Source organism: Pseudomonas tolaasii NCPPB 2192, assembly GCF_002813445.1.
Taxonomy (GTDB): domain Bacteria; phylum Pseudomonadota; class Gammaproteobacteria; order Pseudomonadales; family Pseudomonadaceae; genus Aquipseudomonas; species Aquipseudomonas tolaasii.
This window is the reverse complement of the sequence record NZ_PHHD01000001.1, coordinates 317,107-340,270: the sequence shown is the minus strand read 5'-3', so window position 1 is coordinate 340,270 and position 23,164 is coordinate 317,107. Positions and strand designations below refer to the sequence as shown.

The following is a 23,164-nucleotide window of genomic DNA, read 5'->3' as shown; positions in this document are numbered from 1 at the left end:
CCGGGTTATCGTTCATCACAGGCAAGCCAGCTCCCACAGTCGACTGCATTCCAGGGCTGGAACTCTATCAACTGTGGGAGCTGGCTTGCCTGCGATTGCAATCTGTCATCCAGCACGAGAAACCCTCTATAGTTGTGTTTTTTCAGGCAAGGAGGCGGCTGCATGCACTTGGGAATGCACTTGGGAAAAGTAACCCCCATTCTGCGGATTTTCGACGAAGCCAAAGCGCTGGAGTTCTACGTCGACTTCCTGGGCTTCAAGGTGGATTGGCAGCATCGCTTCGAGGCGAACTTCCCGCTGTATCTGCAGGTGTCGTCTGGCGAGTGCGTGCTGCATTTGTCCGAACACCATGGCGATGCTTCGCCGGGGTCTGCAGTGCGCATTCAGGCGCAGGGTGTGGACGCGTATCAGCAGCTGTTGCTGGGCAAGGAATACCGGTACGCCAAGCCGGGGGTTGAAGAAACGCCGTGGGGCTCGCGTGAGATGAGCATCAGCGACCCGTTCGGGAATCGGCTGGTGTTTGTTGAGGAAGGCGAGGGCTGAGTGAAGGCCCACCTCACGGAGGGCCGAGTATGTCCAGGTTTGCCCTTGTGGCGAGCGGGCTTGCCCCGCGTTGGACTGCGTAGCAGTCCCATTTTTTTGGGGTCGCTGCGCAACCCAACGCGGGGCGAGCCCGCTCGCCACAGTGACAATGTTTGGACTTAATACCGTCGGCTTTCAAAGACCCTGAAAGGGTTTGTTCTTAAACCCGAAAATGGCTGACCATCTGCTGCAACTGGCTACCCAGTCGCGCCAGTTCCACACTCGACTTGGCCGTCTCATCGCTCGCCGTGGCGGTCTGCTCCGACACGTCACGCACGTTCACAATACTGCGGCTGATCTCTTCCGCCACGGCGCTTTGCTGCTCGGCCGCTGCGGCAATCTGCTGGTTCATCGACTGGATATTCGACACGGTGCGGGTGATGTTCTCCAGCGATAAGCCCGCCTTGCGCGTGAGGTCCACACTGCTGTCGGTGAGGCTGCGGCTGTTGTTCATCACCGTAGCCACTTGCTGGGTACCATTTTGCAAACCGGCCACCAGGCCTTCGATTTCTTCGGTGGATTTCTGCGTGCGCTGGGCCAGGCCGCGCACCTCATCGGCGACCACGGCAAACCCACGCCCGGCTTCACCGGCGCGCGCCGCTTCGATCGCCGCGTTGAGCGCCAGCAGGTTGGTTTGTTCGGCCACGGCCTTGATCACGTCCATCACGCTGCCGATCTTGTTGCTCTCTTGTTGCAGGTGGGTCATGGCGTCGGTCGAGCGCGCCACTTCCGCGGCCAGGCGTTCGATCTGGGCGATGGCTTCGGCTACCACTTTGTCGCCTGCGCGGGCTTGACCATCGGCATCGGCAGCGGCCAGGGAGGCCTGTTCGGCGTTACGCGCCACTTCCTGCACGGTGGCGGTCATTTCGTGCATCGCGGTGGCCACTTGATCGGTCTCGATCTTCTGGCTGTTCACGCCGGCGCTGGTTTGTTCAGTCACGGCAGACAGCTCTTCGGCAGCGCTGGCGATTTGTGTCACGCCGTCGCGAATGCCGCTGATCAGCTCGCGCAAGGTGGTGCCCATGCGCTGGATGCCTTGTTGCAGCACGCCCAGTTCGTCACGGCGGGTAACCTGGATGTTGTGGCTCAGGTCGCCCGAAGCAATGCGGTCCACCACCGCGAGGGTGTCCTGGATCGGGCGAGTAATCTGGCGAGTGATGACCAGCGCGGCGATCACGCCGACCAGCAGTGCCAGCAGGGTGCTGATCAGTTGCAGGCTGCGGGCCTGGGCGCTTTCGGCGTCGCGACGCTCCAGTTGAATGTCGTAGAGCTTTTCGCTGATCGAAACGATGTCGGTGCCTTGGGTGGTCATTTCCGCACGGGCGGTCACGATGTTGGCGTTCGCCGCCTTGTAACTTTGCACGGCACTGCGATAGGCGCCGAGTGCGGTTTCCAGTGACGCCAGAGCGCTTTGCTGGCTGCTGCCGAATGCGGCGCCGAGGCTTTTCAGGCTGCCGATGGCTTTCTCGATCTGCGCGGCGGCGCGGGCTTCGGTTTCCGCGCTGACGTTGTTCGTGTAGCCACGCACTTCGTAGCGCGCCAGCTGAAAGTCTTCCTTGGCATTGCTCACGGCCTGGTATTGGGCGAAGCGCTCGGGGCTGTCGGCCATCTGCTGCACGCTTGTTTCCAGAGCGTTGATCTGCGCGTTGGCAATGTCGGCTTTGTCACCCATGACTTGGCGTGCGGCAGCACCATTACGGTAGGCCTCGCGCATCTTGTTCAGGGATTGCTGGTAGGCGGTGATGACAGCCTTTTGCTCGTTGAGCAGCTTGAGGTTTTCCGGGCTCTTGAAGGTGTCGAGCAGCTTCTGTTGCTGAGCGGCGAAGGCGTCGAGGTTGGTCTGTACGTTCTGCGCCACGGCTTCGTCGCCGTTGGCCAGCATGTATTGCAGGCGCACGATGCGCAGTTTGGTCAGCGAGGCGTTGAGCTGAGTGATGTCGCTCATCCAGTTGCTGCGGTCGATCAGGCTTCCCAGGCTGGTCCAGCCGGTGAGTGCCAGGATCGACGTAAGGACCAGCACCAGGCCGAAGCCCAGGCCGAGTTTGAGGTTGACGCTGATGTTACCGAACCAGCTGTTCATCTATTGCTCCCTGAAGGTGATATCTGTCTGCTGGACGGTGTTGTTGTTTGAGCCAGCCAAAGTGTGTAGGTGGGTATCGGCGGCGAGGTGTGAATCTGAAATGGCTTTTTGGGCGGATGGACAAAATGCACACCCTGCCCGATGAACGGGCAGGGTGCCGGCAGGTTATCCGGCTACTTGTGTCAACCCCATGCCTCTTGGCGGTGGCGACTTGAGCGCCTCGATCAATTGAGAGAGGTAATGGAAACGCAGAGGGCTGAAGGATTCCCAGCGCTCAACGAAATACTGGCCCTTTTCGTCGATTTGAATCGGCGTGGTGAGAATTTCATTGCTGCGTGAGAAGTGCACCAGGTTGGCCTCGCCGTCAGTGGGGCGCTCGATGAAGAACTGCCCGGGGGACGTCAGCTTGCTGCGGTCCGGCACCGGGGCGGCGGGGGGCAGCGGTCGCCCTGCAATGCCTACTTCAACGCGGTAGTCACTGCGCAAAGCCACGCCGTAGAGGTCGTCAACCATCTGCCAGCCACCGCTGTGCAACGGTTTGGCCAATGATGGCGCGGTATCACGCACATGCAGGCTGACGGCATCCTGCAACTGTGCGATACCGGGTACGCCGACGTACATGTCCGTGTGCGCACTGCCCATGAACGCCACCCATTTATGCGGGCCAAGGGCTTGTTGGTCGGCGCTGATCACTTGGTTGGCAAAGTAGCTGAACAGCCGGGCGCGGGTGTTATCCCCGCTGAGGCCTTTGATGTGATAGCTGGCGGTGCAGTCCAGTGCGCGGATGCGGATCCCGTGCTTGTTGGCTGCCTTGACGACTTGAGTAAAGGTGTCCGGGCCTCTGTATTGCGGCATGTGACCGGCGTCCAGACTTAGCAGGTAATGTTCCAGAATGGGCGGCATTTTCAGCGTGCGCTGGTAAGTCTCCAGCGCGGCCTGGTGCAGGTCGGTGAGCAGATGCTCCATGTATAGCGTCTTGACCCCCTGTTTTTTCAGGAGCTTGAAGTTGTCGATCAGCAGCCGTTTGCTGGCGCGGGCGCTGTGGGCTTCGCCAATGACCAGCCCGAGTTTTTGTTGGTACAGCCGCTCGATGAACACGGTTTCACTGCTGGTGGTGGCCAGGTTCGCCGGCAAACTGCGCGGGGGCAATGTGAGCTCGTTGAAAAAAACCTTGGCTTTGTCCGAAAGCCGCTGCCGGGTTTGGCTGAAAGTGGATTGCGCGGCAGCATGTCGGGGGGTGGCAATTGAGTAGCGAGTGTCGAGGCCGCGATGGGTCTGCCTGATCAGGTTGATATCGCTGCGAATGCCCGAGGGCAGGTCGAACTCGGCGTAATGGCTGGCAGCGCCCGCCGGTGTGCCCGACGTACTGGGTCTGCGCAACGTAGCGTGGATGGTTGGCAGGGCCAGGGTGAAGTCACCGCGGGATTGCAGGCTGGTGGCGGTGTCGGGCCACACGCCGATGCGTTGGCCGGGTGCGGCGTCTTCGACCCGCAGGGCCGGAGTGTTTTGTAGATCTGCCAGGCCCGCGACCTGTTCATAAGTGCCCAGGCGGCTGGAGTCCACCAGCGCCACCCAGCCTTCGCCGGGGTTGTTTTTCAGGTTTTGCTCAATCACCGAGTGGGAGTAGACATTGCGCAGCTTGCTGCTGCGGGGAATGAAGCGCGGACCATCCCCCAGAGCCAGTACGTGCTCCATATGGTACGAGGCGGACCCGTCGATGCCATCGATGGCGATATTCAAGCGTTGGGTTTCCAGCAGCAATTTTCGATAAGTGAAGGGCGCATCGGCCGTGAGCCCCAGGGCTTGATCGACTTGCATCAGATGCCGCTCGATCTGTGCCAGCGCCTGGGCCTTGTTGCCGCCGAGCTGGTTGTTGAGGACCTTCAGCTTGCGATGGAACAGGTCGCGGGGCAGGTTTTCGATGTAGACGCGCTTGAGCCCCTGTTCGGCCAGCGCAGGCAATTGTTCGATCAACAGTTGCTTGCTGGCGATGGAGCTGTCGAGGGCGCCGATGATCAGGCGTTTGTTGCGATTGAACAGGGACTTGAGGATATCCACAGGTGCGGTATCGACCGCGAACACGGGCAAGGGGGATTTGGGCGCCGCAGCGGGGAACGCCGGGAAGAAGGCGTCGGCACGCTGGTTCAGCAGTTCGATCTGCTTGGCATACGCCGTGCGCAAGGGGGCCGCTTGGTTGAAGGCATTACCTTGTGCGGCACCGCCATATTCGGCCCCCATCTCCTCCAGGCGGGCCTTGAACTCCGGGTCGAGCATCGCGCGGAAGGTCTTGGCTTGCTCGGGTGCGACGTCGAATGCCTCCAGTGGGCTGCTCTCGTCGGCCAACAGTTTTTCGTATTTCTTGCGCCCGCCACCGACCACACCGGAACGCACCCATTGGCCGTCGGCATTGCGGTTGACCAATCGTGTGGTGGACAGCAACTGGCCGCTCTGCGGGTCATGGCGATACAGCAAATAACGGCCCAATGCATCCGGGGTGTGTGACGCCCATAGTGAGTTTCCGTCGAACAGCACCGGCTGCATGCCCTCGGGTTTGAGCATGTCTACTTGGCTGATCACTGCGTTGTCGGCAGCTTGTGTGCTCGTGCGAATCGTCGGACGCAGTGACTTGAAGGCGCCCTTCAATGCCGGACGCGCGTCGAACAACAGCGCCCCGCCTACATTGGCCAGGTAGCCGAGATAGTGCTGCAGGGCGCTGTCTGTGTCGTTATGGTGGTAGGCGTTGAGGGCGAGCATGGCGTCCTTGAAGGCCAGTAGCCCGCCCAGGGTCAGGCTGAGCAGCGGGAACGGCATGGTGGCGACCGCGGTCAGCCACTCGACGCAGGTCCACAGAATGCCAGTGATCATCTGGAGCCGATTGACTGTTGTCGCGTGCACGTCATCGATCTTGCGTTGCAGGTTCATGTTGTAGAACTCATAGCGCAAATCGGTCAGTGGCGTGGTGTGCTGGATGCTGTCATGCCGTGCAGGGCTCGGGGTGGTGCGGTCGATTTCGACCGGCAACCCTTCACGAGCGGTATTGAGGAACTGCGCAACCCGTGCCATGGACGGCAACGGTACCCGCGCGCCCCAGTAAGCGGGCATGCCCTCGACTTTTTTGAGCAGGTAGTTGAACAGCCTGGCCTCGCGCCAACAGATGCCATCCGGCGCATCAGGGGTGTAAAGCAGTATCGGGTTGTCGCCGTGGCTGAACAGGTAGTTGCCGATCACCCAGTCTCCATCAATGGACAGTCGGTGCACCCTGTAGGTGTTGCGCTCGGTGTTGCCGCTGTCGCAAAGCCCGTCGATGGCCTTCTCCAGCCAGGCCAGGTCACCCGGAGTGAGATGCCCTTGCAGGCAGGACTCCAGAGCCGCGCTTTTCATCTGCAGTTGCACGATGGCCAGCACGGCAGTGCGTCGCTCGTCATAGCCTGGGCTGTCACTGTTTTGCAGGCGTCGGCGGATTTCGTCGGTGTAGCGTTGACCGATCCAGACGCCCGTGACGGAGCGTGCAACGTTCTGCGCTGTCAACGGGCTCAGGTCTACGTTGGGCGGGCCGCGGAAGGTCGCGGAGGTTGAGAATTTTTCATTGAGAAAGCCGATGCCGTCTTCATACCCATCGCGATACAGCGTGGTGTACGACACCGGCGTCGCCGCAGCGCCCACCAGTGGTCTGGGGGCATAAGCAAATACTGTATCCGGGTCAATATCGTTTTGCTGGCGACCTAACAGCCGGTTGAGACTGAGCCTGGCTTGGTCATGCAGGTAGCGCTCGAACGCAGGGACGCTGGATTCAGCGTCTGGCCTTGCGTTATAGACACGCAGTGCGCCGGCCGCATCGTCGGCCAGGCTTGCCAGGCGGCTGCGATCATTGACAGAGGCCGTGCGGTACCAGGCCGGCGAGCTGAACTCGTAGTCATCCAACTGTGTCGTCAACTGGTGCGCGGCGATCGCTTCCAGGCAGTCGGCATAGGTGCACGGTTTGCCAAAAGTCACTTCCAGGTGCTCGTTGGCATCAGGGCGCAGGCTGATACTGCGCAGGAAGTCACGCATCTTTGGTCTGAAACGCTGCGGCACCTGCTCCAGCAGGTAGTCGCTCATGGTGCGCCCCTTGAGGCGGGCCTTGCTGTCCGTCCAGCCGATGATATGGGTCTGGCATTCGCGCAGTGTGTTGAATGCGATGAACTGCCGGGCGCTCGGTGCGTCGGGCGTACACAGTAGGAGGCGCTTGACCTGGCCCTGGCCGTCATCTTCGCGCAGCAGCCACAGGTCCTTGAGTTGTGCGCCGTGGAGCAGCACGGTCTGGGCATGCAACGGTTGGCGTGTGTTTTTTTGCAGGTCTTCAAAGCGTTGGAAATCGGCCGGGCTCAGATGGCCTTGCAGCCGGGCGACGTTGGCCATGAGCACCAGGCGCTGATCGAAGAGCCTCCGTGCCGCCAGTTTGATTTGTGGAGCGGCCAGTGCTGTTTTCAGCGTGCTGGCGAAGTCCAGGCGCGGTTGCAGGTCTTGCAGCAGCGTGAGCAAGGTTGGCAGGTTGAGGTGAGCGTGGGCGGCGCCAAGCGGCGCTCCGGCGTAGTTTAAGGTGCTGCGTTCGAGGAACGCCGAACCGGGCGTGCTGTCGCCGGGGTGCAGGCCGCGCAGGGTCAACTCCACCAATGAGCGTTGTTGGTTGTAGGTGCCGACCTGAGGCACGCTGCGAGGGGTGGTGATGTGCAGCAGGTCCGGGTCCAGGTCGTGGATATCCAGCTCATCGGCCAACTGCTCGGCCCATTGATGGCGGGCCAGGGCTTGAGGTGTCGCGGCGGGCCCGAACAGATCAAGGAAAGCCTGGCGAGCCCTGTTGTAGTGGTGCAGGTGCTGGTCGATGGTTGCGCGCTCGAGCGTGTTGGCGCTGCGATACCAGTCGGGCAGGGCATTGAACAGGTCGCGCTCCAGCAGGCGCTGGGCGCGAAATTCCAGGCGCGGCGTGAGGTCGGGCAGCGCGGCGTGGAGAGCGTCGTCGAGGTGCTGCTTGAGTTGGGTCGCGTTCAACTGAGCGTTTTCCGCCAGGGTCAGGGCGTAATGGATATCTTTTTTGCGCTTTTCGAGCAGGGCTTGATAGACGTATTCGAACAGCGGTTGACCCGTGATCGGTTGCAGTGCCAGCGGCCAGATATCGGTGACGGTCAAGTGTTGATACCGCACCGGCAAATGACGGCTGAATTCAGCGTGGCCGCTGCGCAGGGTCATGGCTTGCAGCAGGCCCCGGTCGAGGTCTTGCAAGGTGGCGAAGGCTTCCAACCCCCGCGAGGGCGTGAAGAGCAGCACCGGACCGACGCTCGTGTTGCCGCTCAGGCTGTCAACCGTCGGGTTGGCCTGGCGTGTCAGCACGAACGCCCCGGCGAACTCGATGCGCTCGTCCTGGTAATCGAAGGTCAAGGCGTACAGTCCGGGACGAAAAGTCGGAGGCCGGGAGCAGTCTTCGAGCATTTGCAGGTCGAGGGGCGATAGCAGCGCATCACTGACGTTTAGCCGTGTTTCCTGTTCCAGCGCTTTGATGCCGGCGGTGTCGGTCAGATAGGTCTTGCGGCTCTGGCCATTGACAGTACTGGTGTCATCCAGATCTTGCAGTTGGGTGTCGAGGCGGGTTTTCAACTGGCTCAGTTGGCTGGGGTCAGCCAGGTCCAGCGCCTGGTAAAAGGCGCTGGCCTGAGTCATGTAGGCCTCGTTGATGCGCTTTAGGGTGGTGTTGAGGGTGTCCAGGGCCAGCCGCTCGGCTGGCAGGGTGGCGGGGCGTCTGCTGTAAGGGCGCAGCGTCGGATCGATTTCCAGTAGATGGTTATGGATATGTTGCAGGGCAGGGGAGTGATTCGGCGTACTCATCGGTAGGGTCCCAGGGTGATGAATGGAATCATCAGCATGGGGGGCGGCGGCATGTGCCCGGCTGTAGATAGCTATGCCGTGGCGCTCATCAAGGTTGGGTGTTGTGTGCTAGTCTGCTGGCCCTTTTAGATCTGGAGGGCGCGGAAAATCGTGCCCTCCTACAGCGGAGCACCTTCATGTCCGAAGTTAATCTGTCCACCGACGAAACCCGCGTCAGCTACGGTATTGGCCGCCAACTGGGCGACCAACTGCGCGACAACCCGCCACCGGGCGTGAGCATTGACGCCATCCTGGCCGGCCTGACCGACGCTTTCGCCGGCAAGCCAAGCCGTGTTGACCAGGAGCAAATGGCGGCCAGCTTCAAGGTTATCCGCGAAATCATGCAAGCCGAAGCGGCTGCCAAGGCTGAAGCGGCTGCTGGCGAAGGCCTGGCCTTTCTGGCTGAAAACGCCAAGCGTGAAGGCATCACCACCCTGGCTTCCGGCCTGCAATTTGAAGTGCTGACTGCCGGTGATGGCGCCAAGCCAACCCGTGAAGACCAAGTGCGTACCCACTACCACGGCACCCTGATCGACGGCACTGTGTTCGACAGCTCCTACGAGCGCGGCCAGCCTGCAGAATTCCCGGTGGGCGGCGTGATCGCCGGCTGGACCGAAGCCCTGCAACTGATGAATGCCGGCAGCAAATGGCGCCTGTACGTGCCGAGCGAACTGGCTTACGGCGCTCAAGGCGTGGGCAGCATCCCGCCGCACAGCGTTCTGGTGTTCGACGTCGAGCTGCTCGACGTTCTGTAAGACCTGCTTCCCCGCTGTAGGTGGGGGCGGGCTTGCCTGCGATAGCATCACCTCGGTGAGACGTCAGACCGAGTCGTCTGCATCGCGGGCAAGCCCGCTCCCACAAAAAGCTCAATCCCGCAGGCTGGGCTCATGGATGAAACTTGCCATTCAACTCAGTGGCCGGGCGCAACGCTCGGGCATAGCAGAATAGAAACAGGTTACGCACGACCTCCTTCAGCACCCCAGGCTCACTGGAACTCAGGCCATTCACGTCCAGGTCACCCTGGTCCTGCAGCTCATTCAGCGCTTCTTCTTCCAGCACCGCACAGACTTCACCGGTTTCCCGATGCAGGATCCGCAGATAAGGGTGTGGGCGGTCCAGCCAGGCATCAATCAAATACGTCATGAGTCATTCTCCTTGATAAGTTTCCAATGAGAATAATTCTTATTCGTGGAATAGCAAGTGCCTATTGGCGGATTCTGGATTTTTCTGTGTGGATATTGCGCGGGATCAACGGGGAGGGCGAAACGCCATCCCGCGACGGGCGCGGGATGGAGGCAGCAGAATCAGACTTTGCGCACGAACTCGGACTTGAGCTTCATCGGTCCGATACCGTCGATCTTGCAATCGATATCGTGGTCGCCGTCGCACAGGCGGATGTTCTTGACCTTGGTGCCGACCTTTACAACCAGCGAAGTGCCTTTGACCTTGAGGTCTTTGATCACGGTGATGGTGTCGCCGTCCTGCAGGACGTTGCCGACAGAGTCTTTTTTCACGGTTTCATCGCCGGCTGCTTCGGCCTCGCCGCTGGCGGACCACTCATGGGCGCATTCCGGGCAGATCAGCTGGGCGCCGTCTTCGTAGGTGTATTCGGAATTGCATTTCGGGCAGGGTGGCAACGTGCTCACTAAAGCTCCTATAGAGTCAGGATGGCTAAAAGTCGCACATTATATAGGGTTTATTGCCCGTTGGGGGCGCCTCAGGACCTTGTGGGAGCCGGGCTTGCCCGCGATAGCGACAGTGAATTCACTAAAGTCATCGCAGGCAAGCCAGCTCCCACAGGAAGCGGGGCCGTATCAGTGAGTGCGGGCTACCGCAAACTCGCTCAGCTCAACCAGGGCATCCCGGTATTCGCTGGCCGGCAGGGCTTCCAGGCACTGGATGGCACGGGCGACATAATCGCGTGCCAGTTGGGCGGTGTATTCCAGCGAGCCGGACGCTTCCACGGCGGCGCGGATGGCTTCCAGATCCTCGATCCCGCCTTTCTGGATCGCCTTGCGCACCAGAGCAGCCTGTTCCGGCGTGCCTTCGCGCATGGTGTAGATCAACGGCAGGGTCGGCTTGCCTTCGGCCAGATCGTCACCGACGTTCTTGCCCAGGGTTTCGGCGTCGCCCTTGTAGTCGAGCAGGTCGTCGACCAGTTGGAACGCCACGCCCAGGTGGTCGCCAAAGGTGCGCAGGGCTTCGGCCTGTTCAGCCGTAGCACCGCACAGGGCTGCGGCGCTGTGGGTGGACGCTTCGAAGAGCATCGCGGTTTTGCCGCGAATCACTTCCATATAGGTTTCTTCGGTGGTGCTGGCGTCGCGAACCTTCGACAGCTGCAACACTTCACCTTCGGCAATGATGCGTGTGGCTTGTGAAAGAATCTTCATCACCGGCATCGAGCCCAGTTCGACCATCATTTCGAACGAGCGCGAATACAGGAAATCGCCCACCAGGACGCTCGGGGCATTGCCCCACATTGCATTGGCGGTCTCGCGGCCACGGCGCATGCCGGACATGTCGACCACGTCGTCATGCAGCAGGGTGGCGGTGTGCAGGAATTCGATAGTGGCGGCCAGCAGGCGCAGGTCGTCGCCTTCGCGGCCCAGGGCCTTGCCGCACAGCAACACTAATAAAGGACGCAGGCGTTTGCCGCCGGCCGACGTAATGTAGTCGCCAATTTTGGAGACCAGCGGCACTTTAGAAGTCAGCTGCTTCTTGATGATGCCGTCGACGGCGCTAAAATCGTCCGCGACCGCGCGGTAGAAGGCTTGGGGTTGCATCAGCGACAGTCGCTCCAGAAGGGTTGCGCGGCATGCTAGGACCCTGACCCCGCAGTGTCAAGGCGCGTTAGACGGCCCCTTGCAACACCCATTTACCTTGCGTACAATCGCGCACCCTGAACTTCCTGGGCAGCACCTGCCTTACGCAATTGCATTCGGGACGTCCATCCCATGCAGCCATGCCAGCCAATACCTTTTCTTATAAAGCGCTGGGTGAGCAGGATTATCGGAGAAATACCATGTCGTACGCAGTAATTGTTACTGGTGGCAAGCAATACAAGGTCGCCCCAGGTGAATACCTGAAGATCGAAAAACTGGAAGTCGCTACTGGCGAATCCGTTACCTTTGATCGCGTTCTGTTGGTCGCCAATGGCGATGACGTGAACATCGGCGCTCCAGTTGTTGCTGGCGCTACCGTTGTGGCTGAAGTGATCTCCCAAGGTCGTCACGATAAAGTCCGCATCATCAAGTTCCGTCGTCGTAAGCACCACATGAAACGTATGGGCCACCGCCAGTGGTACACCGAGATCAAAATCACCGGTATTCAGGCTTAATTTCAGCCTAATTCCTCACTAGGAGAATTGACTCATGGCACACAAAAAAGCTGGTGGTAGTACCCGTAACGGTCGCGACTCAGAAGCCAAACGCCTTGGCGTGAAGATGTATGGCGGCCAGAAAATCATTCCGGGCAACATCATCGTGCGTCAGCGCGGCACCCAATTCCACGCCGGTTACGGTGTTGGCATGGGTAAAGATCACACCCTCTTCGCTAAAATCGAAGGCGTGATCAAGTTTGAAGTAAAAGGCGCTTTCAACCGCCGTTACGTGAGCGTTGTCGCCGCTTAATTGCGCGATCGCTGGAAAAGCCCTGTCTCGCGACGGGGCTTTTTCGTTTGTGGGGTGAGTCTCTTGCAAAGCTGTTTGTGATGGGCGAAAGCAGCAGGATTTGCGATGGTTGCTTGAGGTCGCTGCGCTCATTTTTGCAAGAGTCTTATGTCTTGGTTTCTTAAGCTCGTCCATGCGACGAGAGGCGTTTTGTTATGAAGTTCGTTGATGAAGTTTCCATCCGAGTAAAAGCAGGCGACGGCGGTAACGGTTGCATGAGTTTCCGTCGCGAAAAATTCATCGAAAACGGTGGCCCCAACGGCGGCGATGGTGGTGACGGCGGTTCCATCTACATGATGGCCGACGAAAACCTCAACACCCTGGTCGACTACCGTTACACCCGGCATTTCGATGCCGAGCGTGGCTCCAACGGCGGCAGCACCGACTGCACCGGTAAAAAAGGCGAAGACCTGGTACTGCGCGTACCGGTCGGCACCACGATCATCGACTCCGCCACCCAGGAAGTCATCGGCGACCTGACCAAGGCCGGCCAGAAGTTGATGGTTGTGCAGGGCGGCTGGCACGGTCTGGGTAACACCCGATTCAAGTCCAGTACCAACCGTGCGCCGCGCCAGACCACGCCGGGCAAGCCGGGTGAGCAGCGTGACCTCAAGCTGGAAATGAAAGTACTCGCAGACGTGGGCCTGCTGGGCCTGCCGAATGCCGGCAAAAGTACCTTCATCCGCTCGGTTTCGGCCGCCAAGCCGAAAGTCGCCGACTACCCGTTCACCACCCTGGTGCCGAACCTGGGTGTGGTCAGCGTCGATCGCTGGAAAAGCTTCGTAATCGCCGACATTCCCGGCCTGATCGAAGGCGCTTCCGATGGCGCCGGCCTGGGGATTCGCTTCCTCAAACATTTGGCCCGTACCCGTTTGCTGCTGCACCTCGTCGACATGGCACCGCTGGATGACACCAGCGCACCGGATGCCGCCGAAGTGATCGTCAGCGAACTGACCAAGTTCAGCCCGGCCCTGGCCGAGCGTGATCGCTGGCTGGTGCTGAACAAGTGCGACCAGATCCTCGAAGAAGAGCACGAAGCACGCGTCAAGGAAATCGTTGACCGCCTGGAGTGGGAAGGCCCGGTCTACGTGATCTCGGCCATCGCCAAAGAAGGCACCGAGCGCCTGACCCGCGACATCATGCGCTACCTGGAAGACCGCGCCGACCGCCTGGCGGCCGACCCGGTGTTCAAGGCCGAGCTGGCCGAGCTTGACCAGCAGATCGAAGACGAAGCCCGCGCCCAGTTGCAGGCTCTGGACGACCAGCGTGCCCTGCGCCGCAGCGGCGTGAAGTCGGTCCATGACATCGGCGACGATGATTGGGACGAAGAAGACGTGGATGATGAAGACGGTCCTGAAATCATTTACGTGCGCGACTGACCGGTTGCGATAAACTCAAACGCCGCTCTCTGGAGCGGCGTTTTGGTATCCGGGTATAACGTTTTGGGCGACGCTGGGTCGCGTACAGCCCTCACTCTAAGGTTGAAGATGATGCGGAGCAAAGTGACAGGTGCGCAGCGCTGGGTCGTAAAGATCGGAAGTGCGCTGCTGACGGCGGACGGCAAAGGCCTGGATCGCGCAGCGATGAGCGTTTGGGTCGAACAGATGGTGGCCTTGCATGAAGCGGGCGTGGAATTGGTGCTGGTATCGTCCGGGGCCGTTGCCGCCGGGATGAGCCGCCTCGGCTGGACCGTGCGACCCAGCGCGATGCACGAACTGCAAGCCGCCGCCGCCATCGGCCAGATGGGCCTGGTGCAAGCCTGGGAATCCAGCTTTGCCGAGCACGGCCGCCACACCGCGCAGATCCTGCTGACCCACGACGACCTGTCCGACCGCAAGCGCTACCTCAACGCCCGCAGCACCTTGCGCGCCTTGGTGGAGCTGAAAGTCATCCCGGTGATCAACGAAAACGACACCGTGGTGACCGACGAAATCCGTTTCGGCGACAACGACACCCTGGCCGCGCTGGTCGCCAACCTGGTGGAAGCCGACCTGCTGGTGATCCTCACCGACCGCGACGGCATGTTCGACGCCGACCCGCGCAACAACCCCGACGCCCAGCTTATCTACGAAGCCCGTGCCGATGACCCGGCGCTGGACGCCGTGGCCGGCAGCGTCGGCGGCGCCCTTGGCCGTGGCGGCATGCAGACCAAGTTGCGCGCTGCGCGCCTGGCCGCGCGTTCCGGTGCCCACACCATCATCGTCGGCGGGCGCCTGGAACGTGTGCTGGACCGCCTCAAGGCGGGTGAACGCATCGGCACGCTGTTGTCGCCGGAACGCGGCATGCTCGCAGCGCGCAAACAATGGCTGGCCGGTCATCTGCAAACCCGCGGCACGCTGGTTCTGGACGACGGTGCTGTGTCAGCCTTGTCCCAGGGCAACAAGAGCTTGCTGCCGGTGGGCGTCAAACTGGTGCAGGGCAGCTTCCGCCGTGGCGAGATGGTGGTGTGCGTGGCGCCGGACGGTCGTGAAATCGCCCGTGGCCTGGCCAACTACAGCGCCCTGGAAGCGCAGAAGATTATTGGACAATCGTCTGACGCCATTGTCGGATTATTGGGTTACATGGCAGAGCCGGAGCTGGTTCACCGCGATAACCTGATCCTGGTCTAAACAAAAGGAATAAACGATGCGTGTCATGAAGGGATTGCTCGGCTTGCTGCTGGCGCTGCCGCTGCTGGCCTCGGCCGAGGAAATCGGCCAGGTGTCGACCGTGTTCAAGTTTGTCGGCCCCAACGACCGCATTGTGGTCGAAGCGTTTGATGACCCCAAGGTTGACGGCGTGACCTGCTACCTGTCGCGTGCCAAGACCGGTGGCGTCAAAGGCGGCCTGGGCCTGGCCGAAGACCGCGCCGAAGCCTCGATCGCCTGCCGTCAGGTGGGCCCGATCCACTTCAAGGGCGAGCTCAAGGACGGCGATGAAGTGTTCAAGGAACGCACCTCGCTGGTGTTCAAAACCATGCAGGTCGTGCGCTTCCTCGACAAGAAGCGCAACACCCTGGTTTACCTGGTTTACAGCGACCGTTTGATCGAAGGCAGCCCGCAAAATGCGGTCACGGCCATCCCGATTCTGCCCTGGCCGACTGCGCAATAACCGGCGGGCGAGTTTTTCAATCGGTGTCTATGATTGCAGGCTTGTGGCCTGTAATCTCAAAAGCTGCAACGCGAAAAACATGGGATATCTGGAGTTCGTCATGAGTGCTTTCCACGACCTGAAACTCAAAGCTTTAGACGGTCATGAGCTGCCGCTGGCGCCCTTCAAGGGGCAAGTTGTGCTGGTGGTCAACGTGGCCTCCAAATGTGGCTTGACCCCGCAATACGCGGCGTTGGAAAACCTCTATCAGCAGTACAAGGACCAGGGTTTCACCGTGCTGGGCCTGCCGTGCAACCAGTTTGCAGGCCAGGAGCCGGGCACTGAGGAAGAAATCCGCGAGTTCTGCAGCCTGAACTATGGCGTCAACTTTCCGCTGGGCAGCAAGCTCGACGTGAACGGGCCCGACCGCCACCAGTTGTACCGTTTGCTGGCGGGCGAGGGCGCCGAGTTTCCCGGGGACATCACCTGGAACTTCGAGAAATTCCTGCTGGGCAAGGACGGGCGTGTACTGGCGCGCTTCTCGCCGCGCACCGCACCGGATGATCCAGCGATCGTGCAGGCCATCGAAAAAGCCCTGGCCTGAATAGCGGGATTGTTGTGGCAAGCAGGCTTGTTGTGGCGAGCGGGCTTGCCCCGCGTTGGGCTGCGCAGCAGCCCCAATAAACTCACTGCGGTTTTTCAGACACTCGGAGGTGCATGGTTTTGGGGCCGCTTCGCGCCCCAACGCGGGGCAAGCCCGCTCGCCACATACAAGTCAGCGCTTCTTCGCCTCCCGCGCTTTTACCCCTTAATCACCCAAATCAATAGTGCTTCCGCACGCGGCGCACTCGCCATATTATCCACATCATAAATCCCCCCTTCCGTGGAGTGTTCCATGCCTGTCCAAGCCTTGTTCAAACCTTTCCAGCTCGGCGCTCTGCAACTGTCCACCCGCGTGGTCATGGCGCCGATGACCCGCTCGTTCTCCCCGGGTGGCGTGCCCAATTCCAAGGTCATCGAGTACTACCGTCGCCGTGCGGCTGCGGGCGTGGGCCTGATCGTCACCGAAGGCACGGTGGTCGGTCATCCAGCGTCCAACGGCTACCCGAACGTGCCGCATTTCTATGGCGAGGCCGCGTTGGCGGGCTGGAAGAAAGTGGTCGACGCGGTACACGCCGAAGGCGGCAAGATCGTTCCGCAACTGTGGCATGTGGGCAGCGTGCGCCGCATCGGCACCGAGCCGGATGCCAGTGTTCCCGCCTATGGCCCGATGGAAAAGCTCAAGGACGGTAATGTCGTGGTGCACGGCATGACCACCCAGGACATCAAGGACGTGATCAACGCCTTCGCCCAGGCCGCCAAGGATGCACAAAGCATCGGCATGGACGGCGTGGAGATCCACGGCGCCCACGGCTATCTGATCGACCAGTTCTTTTGGGAAGGCAGCAACCAGCGCACCGACGAATACGGCGGCAGCCTGGCCAACCGTTCGCGTTTCGCCATTGAGCTGATCCAGGCCACCCGCGCCGCCGTCGGCCCGGACTTTCCGATCATCCTGCGCTTCTCCCAGTGGAAGCAGCAGGACTACACCGCGCGCCTGGTGCAAACCCCGGAGGCCTTGGGGGAATTCCTCAAACCGTTGGCCGACGCCGGTGTGGATATTTTCCATTGCTCCACCCGTCGTTTCTGGGAGCCGGAATTCGAAGGCTCCGACCTCAACCTGGCCGGCTGGACGCGCAAACTCACCGGCAAGCCGACCATCACCGTGGGCAGCGTCGGCCTCGATGGCGAGTTCCTGCAGTTCATGGTCAACACCGACAAGGTGGCGCAACCGGCGAGCCTGGAAAAACTGCTGGAGCGCCTGAACAACGACGAGTTCGACCTGGTGGCCGTGGGCCGTGCGCTGCTGGTGGACCCGGATTGGGCCGTGAAGGTGCGCGAAGGTCGTGAAGGCGACATTCTGCCGTTCAGTCGTGAGGCGTTGACGAGCCTGGTGTAAGCAGAGACAGGTTTGACGCCATCGCGGGCAAGCCCGGCTCCCACAGTGGAACGCATTTCCCTGTGGGCGCCGGGCTTGCCCGCGATGGCGATCTGACGGCCAACACCTGCGTCAGATCAAGCGCGACTGCCCTGCAATCACCGGCTGCTCGCCGCATACCCCACGCAACTGCCGTTCAAACTGCTCGATAATCGCCGGCCAGCCCTGGCGACTCGCGTGTTGGCGGGCGTTCAGGCGCATGCGACGCAAACTTTCCGCGTCTTCCAGCAACCAATTGGCTGCATCGCAAAACGCATCCTCATCCCCCGGCATCGCCAGCACGCCGTTGTAGCCATGGCGAATATGCTGGGTCGCGGCCGCCTGGTCGTAAGCCACCACACCCAACCCTGACGCCATGGCTTCGAGCACCACGTTGCCAAAGGTTTCGGTCAGGCTGGGGAACAGGAACACATCCCCCGAGGCGTAATGCCGCGCCAGTTCCTCACCGCGCAAAGTGCCGCAGAAAACCGCTTCCGGCAGTTCCTTTTCCAGCACGGCACGTTGCGGGCCGTCGCCGACGATGATCAGTTTCATCTGGCGCAGCGGGTAGGTGTCCTGCAGGGTTTCGAAGCAACGCTTGAGCAGCCCCAGGTTTTTTTCCTGGGCCAGCCGGCCCACATACAGCACGGCGGTCTGCTCGTCGTTCAACGCCCAGCTTGTGCGCAGCGCGCTGTCGCGCTTGGCCGGGTGAAACAATTGGCTGTCCACGCCGCGGGCCAGCATGCCCAGGCGTTCGAAACTGCGACGCTCCAGCTCCAGGCGCTGGCTGGCGCTCGGCACCAGGGTCAGGGTCGAACGGTTGTGAAACCAGCGCAGGTAATGGGTGACCACACGGCTCAGCAGGCTCAAGCCATATTGATTCGAATATTGCTGGAAGTTGGTATGAAACCCGCTGACCACACTGATTCCCAGACGCCGCGCCGCACGCAACGCAGACAACCCCAGCGGCCCTTCGGTGGCGATGTACAGCACGTCCGGGCGCTGACGGGTCCAGCGGCGCAACAGCTTGTGCATCGACGACTGCCCCCATTGCAACCCAGGGTAACCCGGCAGCGGCCAGCCGCGGCACAGCAGCAATTCATCATCGCTGGGGCGGGTCTGGTCGGCGCCCTGGCGGGGGCGCACCAGCTCGACTTGATGGCCCCGCGCGCGCAAACCGTCACACAGGCGGCCAAGGGTATTGGCCACCCCGTTGATCTCCGGCGGGAAGGTTTCGGTGATGAGGGTGATGTGAAGCGAGGCTGTCGTCATGACCCACAGTGTCACCGTGGGCCATGTCGTCATTGTGTCATCGGGATGATGGATTTATGACTTGGTCACTTTTTGTTGCTGTGCCATCGCCTCGGCGCCTTGTTCGCGCACCCAGAACAAGGTTGCCCCGGCCACTGCCGCCGGCATCATCAGCAGGTTGACCACTGGCACCAGCAACACCAGGTATACAATCCCGCCGAAGCTCATGCTCTGCCAGCGTTTCTGGCGCAGCCAGGCGAGCATTTCGTTCCAGCCCAGCTTGTGGTTGTCGGCCGGGTAGTCGATGTACTGGATCGCCATCATCCACACGCCGAACAGCAGCCACAGCGGCGCAGCAACCAGGTTGACCACCGGAATGAACGACAGGATAAACAGGCCGATGGCCCGGGGCAGGAAGTAACCCAGCTTGCGCATTTCCCGCGCCAGGGTGCGCGGGACCATGGCCACCAGTTCGCCCCAGCTGAATGCCGGGAAGTCATCGGTGCCGCGCACCACCACTTCGACTTTCTCCGAAAGAAAGCCGTTGAACGGCGCCGCGATGATATTGGCCAGCATGGTGAAGGTGAAAAACACCATCAGCACCACCAGCACCACGAACAAGGGCCAGAGGATATAGCTGAAGAAACTCAGCCAGCTCGGCAGCGTCGGCATCAAGTGGTCGACCCACAGGCTGAATTGATGGCCAGCGAAGTAGATCAAACCGACGAACAGCACCAGGTTGATCGCCAGCGGCAGCAGCACAAACAGCCGCAGGCCGGGGCTCAGCACCAGTTTGAGGCCTTCACGCAGGTATTGCGGGCCGGAAAGAGCAGGGGCGGGCATGGAGAACTCCGAGCAGGATGACGAACGCGCCGACCTTACCGACTTTGTGCCAGCGGCGAAAGCTGCGACATCAACGGTAACAAAGGTGTCGATCAACCGGTTCAATTGCATAGAGATCGCCTATGAGCTGGATTGTCATTCCGTATTTCCTTAATCTTGCCCCCCTCTATACGCTGCACCCATTATTTTCAGGACGTGCGAGTTCAAGCCTTCCCCAAGTGCTTCGCAGTCCTTTTTTATTCCAGCCGCCTTGTGGTCCGGGCGGTCGACAGGAGTGAGTCATGTCTGATACCCGTCATTCGCGAGTGATTATTCTCGGTTCCGGCCCTGCCGGTTACAGCGCTGCCGTCTACGCTGCCCGGGCCAACCTCAAGCCGCTGCTGATCACCGGCATGCAGGCGGGCGGTCAGTTGACCACCACCACCGAAGTCGACAACTGGCCGGGCGACGTTCACGGCCTGACCGGTCCGGTGCTGATGGAACGCATGAAAGAACACGCCGAGCGCTTTGAGACCGAGATCGTTTTCGACCACATCAACAAAGTCGACTTCTCGAAAAAGCCTTACAGCCTGACCGGCGACAGCGGCGTCTACACCTGTGACGCGCTGATCATCGCCACCGGCGCCAGCGCCCGTTACCTGGGCCTGCCATCGGAAGAAGCGTTCATGGGCAAAGGCGTTTCGGCCTGCGCGACCTGCGACGGTTTCTTCTACCGCAACAAGCCGGTGGCTGTGGTCGGTGGCGGTAACACGGCCGTGGAAGAGGCGCTGTACCTGGCCAACATCGCCAGCACCGTGACCCTGGTTCACCGCCGCGAGACCTTCCGCGCCGAGAAGATCCTGATCGACAAGCTGCACGCCCGTGTCGCTGAAGGCAAAATCATCCTCAAGCTCAACGCCACCCTGGACGAAGTCCTGGGCGACAACATGGGCGTGACCGGTGCCCGCCTGAAAAACAACGACGGCAGCTTCGACGAGCTGAAAGTCGATGGCGTGTTCATCGCCATCGGCCACACCCCGAACACCTCGCTGTTCGAGGGCGTGCTGGAAGCCAAAGACGGCTACCTGGTGGTGCAGGGAGGCCGTGAAGGCAACGCCACCGCCACCAACATCGAAGGCATCTTCGCCGCCGGTGACGTGGCTGACCACGTGTACCGCCAGGCCATCACCTCGGCCGGCGCCGGTTGCATGGCGGCCCTGGATGCCGAGCGTTACCTCGACGGGTTGAAGGACGCTTCGTTCTAAACCGTAGAAACAAAAAAACCGGCTGAGAGGCCGGTTTTTTTATGCCCGCAATTTGATCAACAACACAAATCAAATGTGGGAGCTGGCTTGCCTGCGATAGCGGTGTATCAGTCACCACCGCCATCGCAGGCAAGCCAGCTCCCACAGAGGTCGAATCAGCGGCGGGTCAGGGGCTGTGCGCTGAACTTCACACCGGCCAAACCATGGGCAATCAACGCACGAATATTACCGTGATCGCTGCCCTCAGGCGTCGCCACCACTGAACGGTAATGCTCGCCAAACGCCAGCAGCGCTTCCTGGTCGCTCAGGCCTTCCAGCAGCGCCAGGCCCAGGGTCTTGCACGAGCCTTCGTTCTGGCCGGCGGCATTTTCCACGTCGCCGTTGGTAAAGGCTTGGGGCTGGTAGTCGTAACCGGCGGCAACAAACGCCAGGGTGTCGGCAAAAACATGTTCGCCGCTGTTGAGGCTGGCACGCAGGGTGTTCAAATCAGTCATGGGGTTTTCCTTTGGCGAACGCCGCTTGTTGATCGGCGCTGGCTTCTTTCTGGTATTGGGCTTTCCACTCGGCGTACGGCATGCCGTACACCACTTCGCGGGCGTCATCGAGGCTCAGCTCGATGTGGCGCTCGTCGGCCTCGGCCTTGTACCACTTGGACAAGCAGTTGCGGCAGAAGCCCGAGAGGTTCATCAGGTCAATGTTCTGCACATCCTTGCGGCTGTCCAGGTGCGCCACCAGCCGGCGGAAGGCGGCGGCTTCGAGTTCGAGGCGTTGTTGATCGTTCATAAGGCTCACTGAAAATCCGGAGGGTTAGCGGCTGGCCGCCAGGGTAATCGAAACCGACTCGGCAAACCGCAGCGCGTGGGGTTTGTCCACTTCGACTTCGGCGTACAGCACCGACTCATTGCTCATCACCAGGTCCAGCAATTCCTGGGTCAGGCGCTCCAGCAAGGCAAAGCGGTTGCCTTCGACGTGGGCGATGATCGCCTTGGTGATGGTGCGGTAGTTCAGCGCGTGGTCGATGTCATTGTCGCGCACGGCTTCCTGGGCGGCATACAGGATGGTCAGGTTGATCAGCACGTCCTGCTTGTTGAGGATCTCGTCCTCGTTGATGCCGATAAAAGTGCGCAGGCACAGGTCCTTGACCCGGATGCGCGCCATGCCTGGTTGAAGTTGTGGCATTGCTACTTGCTCCGTCCGATCAGTTGCAGGAACTCCATGCGCGTGGTGTTCGACTCGCGGAACGCGCCGAGCATCACCGAGGTGTTCATGGTTGAATTCTGTTTTTCCACGCCGCGCATCATCATGCACATGTGCTGGGCTTCGATCACCACGGCCACGCCGGCCGCCTGGGTCACCTGCTGGATGGCGTCGGCAATTTGCCGCGTGAGGTTTTCCTGTATCTGCAGGCGCCGCGCGTACATATCCACAATGCGCGCCAGCTTCGACAGGCCCAGTACCTTGCCGGTCGGAATGTAGGCCACGTGGGCCTTGCCGATAAACGGCAACAAATGATGCTCGCACAACGAGTACAACTCGATGTCCTTGAGGATCACCATCTCGTCATTGTCAGAGGCGAACAGCGCGCCGTTGACGATGGTGTCCAGGTCTTGCTCGTAGCCGTGACACAGGTATTGCATGGCCTTGGCGGCGCGCTTGGGCGTGTCGAGCAAGCCTTCGCGCTCCGGGTCTTCGCCCAGGCTCTTGAGAATTTCGCGGTAGTGTTGTGGCAGGGACAAGGTCATACAACATCCTCACAAACGGCTTACTTGATATGCCGCCCGCCGTTGACGGTCAGGGTGGTACCGGTGACATAGGGGTTGTCCAGCAGGTAACGCACGCTCTGGTAGATCACCTCGGGCCCGGGCTCAATGCCCAGCGCCGCCTTGGCCAGCACCTTGGCGCGGTAGGTCGCGTCGTCGCCGTCGTTGAACATCACCATCGCCGGGGCGATGCCGTTGACCTTGATCAACGGCGCGAACTGGGCGGCAAACGACAAGGTGAGGCTGTCGAGCCCGGCCTTGGTGGCGCAATAGGCGATGTGCTGGCGGCTGCCCTTGCGCACCACGTCGTCGCTGATGTGCACGATGTCGGCCGGTGTCGAGCGTCGCAGCAAGGCTGAACAATGCAGGTTGATCAAGTACGGCGCAAGCATGTGCACGCTGAACATGTCGCCGAATGCGCGGCTTTCGTCGCCGGGCGTTTCTGCGACCCAGGCCGAAGCGTTGTGGATGATCGCACGCAGGCTGTCGGTGTGGGTGTGCAGTTCGGTGATGAAGGCGAGAATCCCCGCCTCGCTGGAGAAGTCGGCAAACACGCCGACCGCGCCACGCTTGCGCAAGGCGTCGACGCCCGGGCGTTCGCTGCGGTAGCTGAAAATCACCGGCTGGCCTTCGTCCAGCAAGCGCTCGGCGCAATGCAGGCCGACGCGCTGGCCGGCACCGGTGATCAGGATCGGGGCGTCTGTTGCTGTCATGGGAGGCTCAAGTCGCTGGCAGGTGGAAACTATACCAGC

22 protein-coding genes and 2 pseudogenes are annotated in these 23,164 nt (G+C 60.9%); 11 read left to right on the top strand and 13 right to left on the bottom strand.

What is annotated here, in order from left to right; all coding sequences use genetic code 11:
- Window positions 1-174: 174 nt before the first annotated feature.
- Entirely contained in the window at window positions 175-543 is a 369-nt protein-coding gene (locus tag ATI14_RS01680) for a glyoxalase superfamily protein (RefSeq protein WP_016971043.1), read from the top strand.
- 199 nt (window positions 544-742) lie between these two features.
- Here the strand turns inward: ATI14_RS01680 and ATI14_RS31940 are convergent.
- From ATI14_RS31940 to ATI14_RS01665, 3 genes and pseudogenes are all read right to left on the bottom strand, one after another.
- Window positions 743-1,336, bottom strand: a pseudogene (locus tag ATI14_RS31940) (methyl-accepting chemotaxis protein); the annotation flags it as partial.
- A 261-nt stretch (window positions 1,337-1,597) separates the two neighbouring features.
- Window positions 1,598-2,662, bottom strand: a pseudogene (locus ATI14_RS31935) (methyl-accepting chemotaxis protein); the annotation flags it as partial.
- A gap of 165 nt (window positions 2,663-2,827) precedes the next feature.
- Window positions 2,828-8,521, bottom strand: a complete 5,694-nt coding sequence (locus ATI14_RS01665; protein WP_080519983.1) for a membrane-targeted effector domain-containing toxin — start codon at window positions 8,519-8,521, stop codon at window positions 2,828-2,830.
- 176 nt (window positions 8,522-8,697) lie between these two features.
- On the opposite strand from ATI14_RS01665, the gene bamJ reads away from it, so the two are divergent.
- Window positions 8,698-9,315, top strand: coding sequence for a BamJ family beta-barrel-assembly machinery protein (bamJ, locus tag ATI14_RS01660; protein WP_016971046.1), 618 nt, complete (start codon window positions 8,698-8,700; stop codon window positions 9,313-9,315).
- A 130-nt stretch (window positions 9,316-9,445) separates the two neighbouring features.
- On the opposite strand, the gene ATI14_RS01655 is transcribed toward bamJ, so the two are convergent.
- The 3 genes from ATI14_RS01655 to ATI14_RS01645 form a co-directional block, all read right to left on the bottom strand.
- The gene (locus ATI14_RS01655) at window positions 9,446-9,703 is read right to left on the bottom strand and encodes a PA4570 family protein (RefSeq protein WP_003194088.1); all 258 of its coding nucleotides are present in this window, start codon (window positions 9,701-9,703) and stop codon (window positions 9,446-9,448) included.
- A gap of 161 nt (window positions 9,704-9,864) precedes the next feature.
- On the bottom strand, window positions 9,865-10,206 hold the full coding sequence (locus ATI14_RS01650; RefSeq protein ID WP_016971047.1) for a zinc ribbon domain-containing protein YjdM: 342 nt from the start codon (window positions 10,204-10,206) through the stop codon (window positions 9,865-9,867).
- A gap of 168 nt (window positions 10,207-10,374) precedes the next feature.
- On the bottom strand, window positions 10,375-11,343 hold the full coding sequence (locus ATI14_RS01645; RefSeq protein ID WP_010206495.1) for a polyprenyl synthetase family protein: 969 nt from the start codon (window positions 11,341-11,343) through the stop codon (window positions 10,375-10,377).
- 239 nt (window positions 11,344-11,582) lie between these two features.
- Between ATI14_RS01645 and rplU the strand changes: the two genes are divergently transcribed.
- From rplU to ATI14_RS01605, 7 genes are all read left to right on the top strand, one after another.
- On the top strand, window positions 11,583-11,897 hold the full coding sequence (rplU, locus tag ATI14_RS01640) for a 50S ribosomal protein L21 (protein WP_007950961.1): 315 nt from the start codon (window positions 11,583-11,585) through the stop codon (window positions 11,895-11,897).
- Window positions 11,898-11,931: 34 nt separating this feature from the next.
- Window positions 11,932-12,189 (top strand): 50S ribosomal protein L27, encoded by a 258-nt coding sequence (gene rpmA / locus ATI14_RS01635; RefSeq protein ID WP_003176049.1) that lies wholly within the window; start codon window positions 11,932-11,934, stop codon window positions 12,187-12,189.
- Window positions 12,190-12,383: 194 nt separating this feature from the next.
- Window positions 12,384-13,607: an Obg family GTPase CgtA gene (gene cgtA, locus ATI14_RS01630; RefSeq protein WP_016971048.1), complete on the top strand. Its 1,224-nt coding sequence runs from the start codon at window positions 12,384-12,386 to the stop codon at window positions 13,605-13,607.
- Between the two features lie 111 nt (window positions 13,608-13,718).
- A complete protein-coding gene (gene proB / locus ATI14_RS01625; protein ID WP_016971049.1) occupies window positions 13,719-14,837 on the top strand; it encodes a glutamate 5-kinase in 1,119 nt (372 codons plus the stop codon).
- A 16-nt stretch (window positions 14,838-14,853) separates the two neighbouring features.
- Window positions 14,854-15,318, top strand: coding sequence for a CreA family protein (locus tag ATI14_RS01620; protein WP_016971050.1), 465 nt, complete (start codon window positions 14,854-14,856; stop codon window positions 15,316-15,318).
- 100 nt (window positions 15,319-15,418) lie between these two features.
- Entirely contained in the window at window positions 15,419-15,901 is a 483-nt protein-coding gene (locus tag ATI14_RS01615) for a glutathione peroxidase (RefSeq protein ID WP_016971051.1), read from the top strand.
- Window positions 15,902-16,192: 291 nt separating this feature from the next.
- A complete protein-coding gene (locus tag ATI14_RS01605; protein ID WP_016971053.1) occupies window positions 16,193-17,296 on the top strand; it encodes an NADH:flavin oxidoreductase in 1,104 nt (367 codons plus the stop codon).
- A 111-nt stretch (window positions 17,297-17,407) separates the two neighbouring features.
- Here ATI14_RS01605 and ATI14_RS01600 read toward each other — a convergent pair whose 3' ends face one another.
- Together ATI14_RS01600 and cysZ are read right to left on the bottom strand one after the other, a co-directional pair.
- A complete protein-coding gene (locus tag ATI14_RS01600; RefSeq protein ID WP_016971054.1) occupies window positions 17,408-18,586 on the bottom strand; it encodes a glycosyltransferase family 4 protein in 1,179 nt (392 codons plus the stop codon).
- A gap of 54 nt (window positions 18,587-18,640) precedes the next feature.
- The gene (gene cysZ / locus ATI14_RS01595) at window positions 18,641-19,408 is read right to left on the bottom strand and encodes a sulfate transporter CysZ (RefSeq protein WP_016971055.1); all 768 of its coding nucleotides are present in this window, start codon (window positions 19,406-19,408) and stop codon (window positions 18,641-18,643) included.
- Between cysZ and ATI14_RS31345 the strand changes: the two genes are divergently transcribed.
- Together ATI14_RS31345 and trxB are read left to right on the top strand one after the other, a co-directional pair.
- Window positions 19,407-19,562 (top strand): hypothetical protein, encoded by a 156-nt coding sequence (locus tag ATI14_RS31345; protein WP_016971056.1) that lies wholly within the window; start codon window positions 19,407-19,409, stop codon window positions 19,560-19,562. The genes cysZ and ATI14_RS31345 overlap by 2 nt on opposite strands.
- A gap of 127 nt (window positions 19,563-19,689) precedes the next feature.
- A complete protein-coding gene (trxB, locus tag ATI14_RS01585) occupies window positions 19,690-20,652 on the top strand; it encodes a thioredoxin-disulfide reductase (protein ID WP_003194076.1) in 963 nt (320 codons plus the stop codon).
- Window positions 20,653-20,807: 155 nt separating this feature from the next.
- Here the strand turns inward: trxB and ATI14_RS01580 are convergent, their stop codons facing one another.
- The 5 genes from ATI14_RS01580 to folM are packed head-to-tail and all read right to left on the bottom strand — an operon-like array spanning window position 20,808 to window position 23,125.
- A complete protein-coding gene (locus tag ATI14_RS01580) occupies window positions 20,808-21,146 on the bottom strand; it encodes a HopJ type III effector protein (RefSeq protein WP_016971057.1) in 339 nt (112 codons plus the stop codon).
- Window positions 21,139-21,435, bottom strand: a complete 297-nt coding sequence (locus ATI14_RS01575; RefSeq protein ID WP_016971058.1) for a DUF1244 domain-containing protein — start codon at window positions 21,433-21,435, stop codon at window positions 21,139-21,141. Before ATI14_RS01575 ends, ATI14_RS01580 begins: the two co-directional genes overlap by 8 nt.
- Before the next feature lie 24 nt (window positions 21,436-21,459).
- Complete coding sequence (gene folX, locus ATI14_RS01570) at window positions 21,460-21,831, bottom strand: dihydroneopterin triphosphate 2'-epimerase (RefSeq protein ID WP_003194073.1); 372 nt, start codon at window positions 21,829-21,831, stop codon at window positions 21,460-21,462.
- Window positions 21,832-21,833: 2 nt separating this feature from the next.
- A complete protein-coding gene (gene folE, locus ATI14_RS01565) occupies window positions 21,834-22,394 on the bottom strand; it encodes a GTP cyclohydrolase I FolE (protein ID WP_016971060.1) in 561 nt (186 codons plus the stop codon).
- A gap of 20 nt (window positions 22,395-22,414) precedes the next feature.
- Window positions 22,415-23,125: a dihydromonapterin reductase gene (gene folM / locus ATI14_RS01560; RefSeq protein WP_016971061.1), complete on the bottom strand. Its 711-nt coding sequence runs from the start codon at window positions 23,123-23,125 to the stop codon at window positions 22,415-22,417.
- Between the last annotated feature and the right edge of the window lie 39 nt (window positions 23,126-23,164).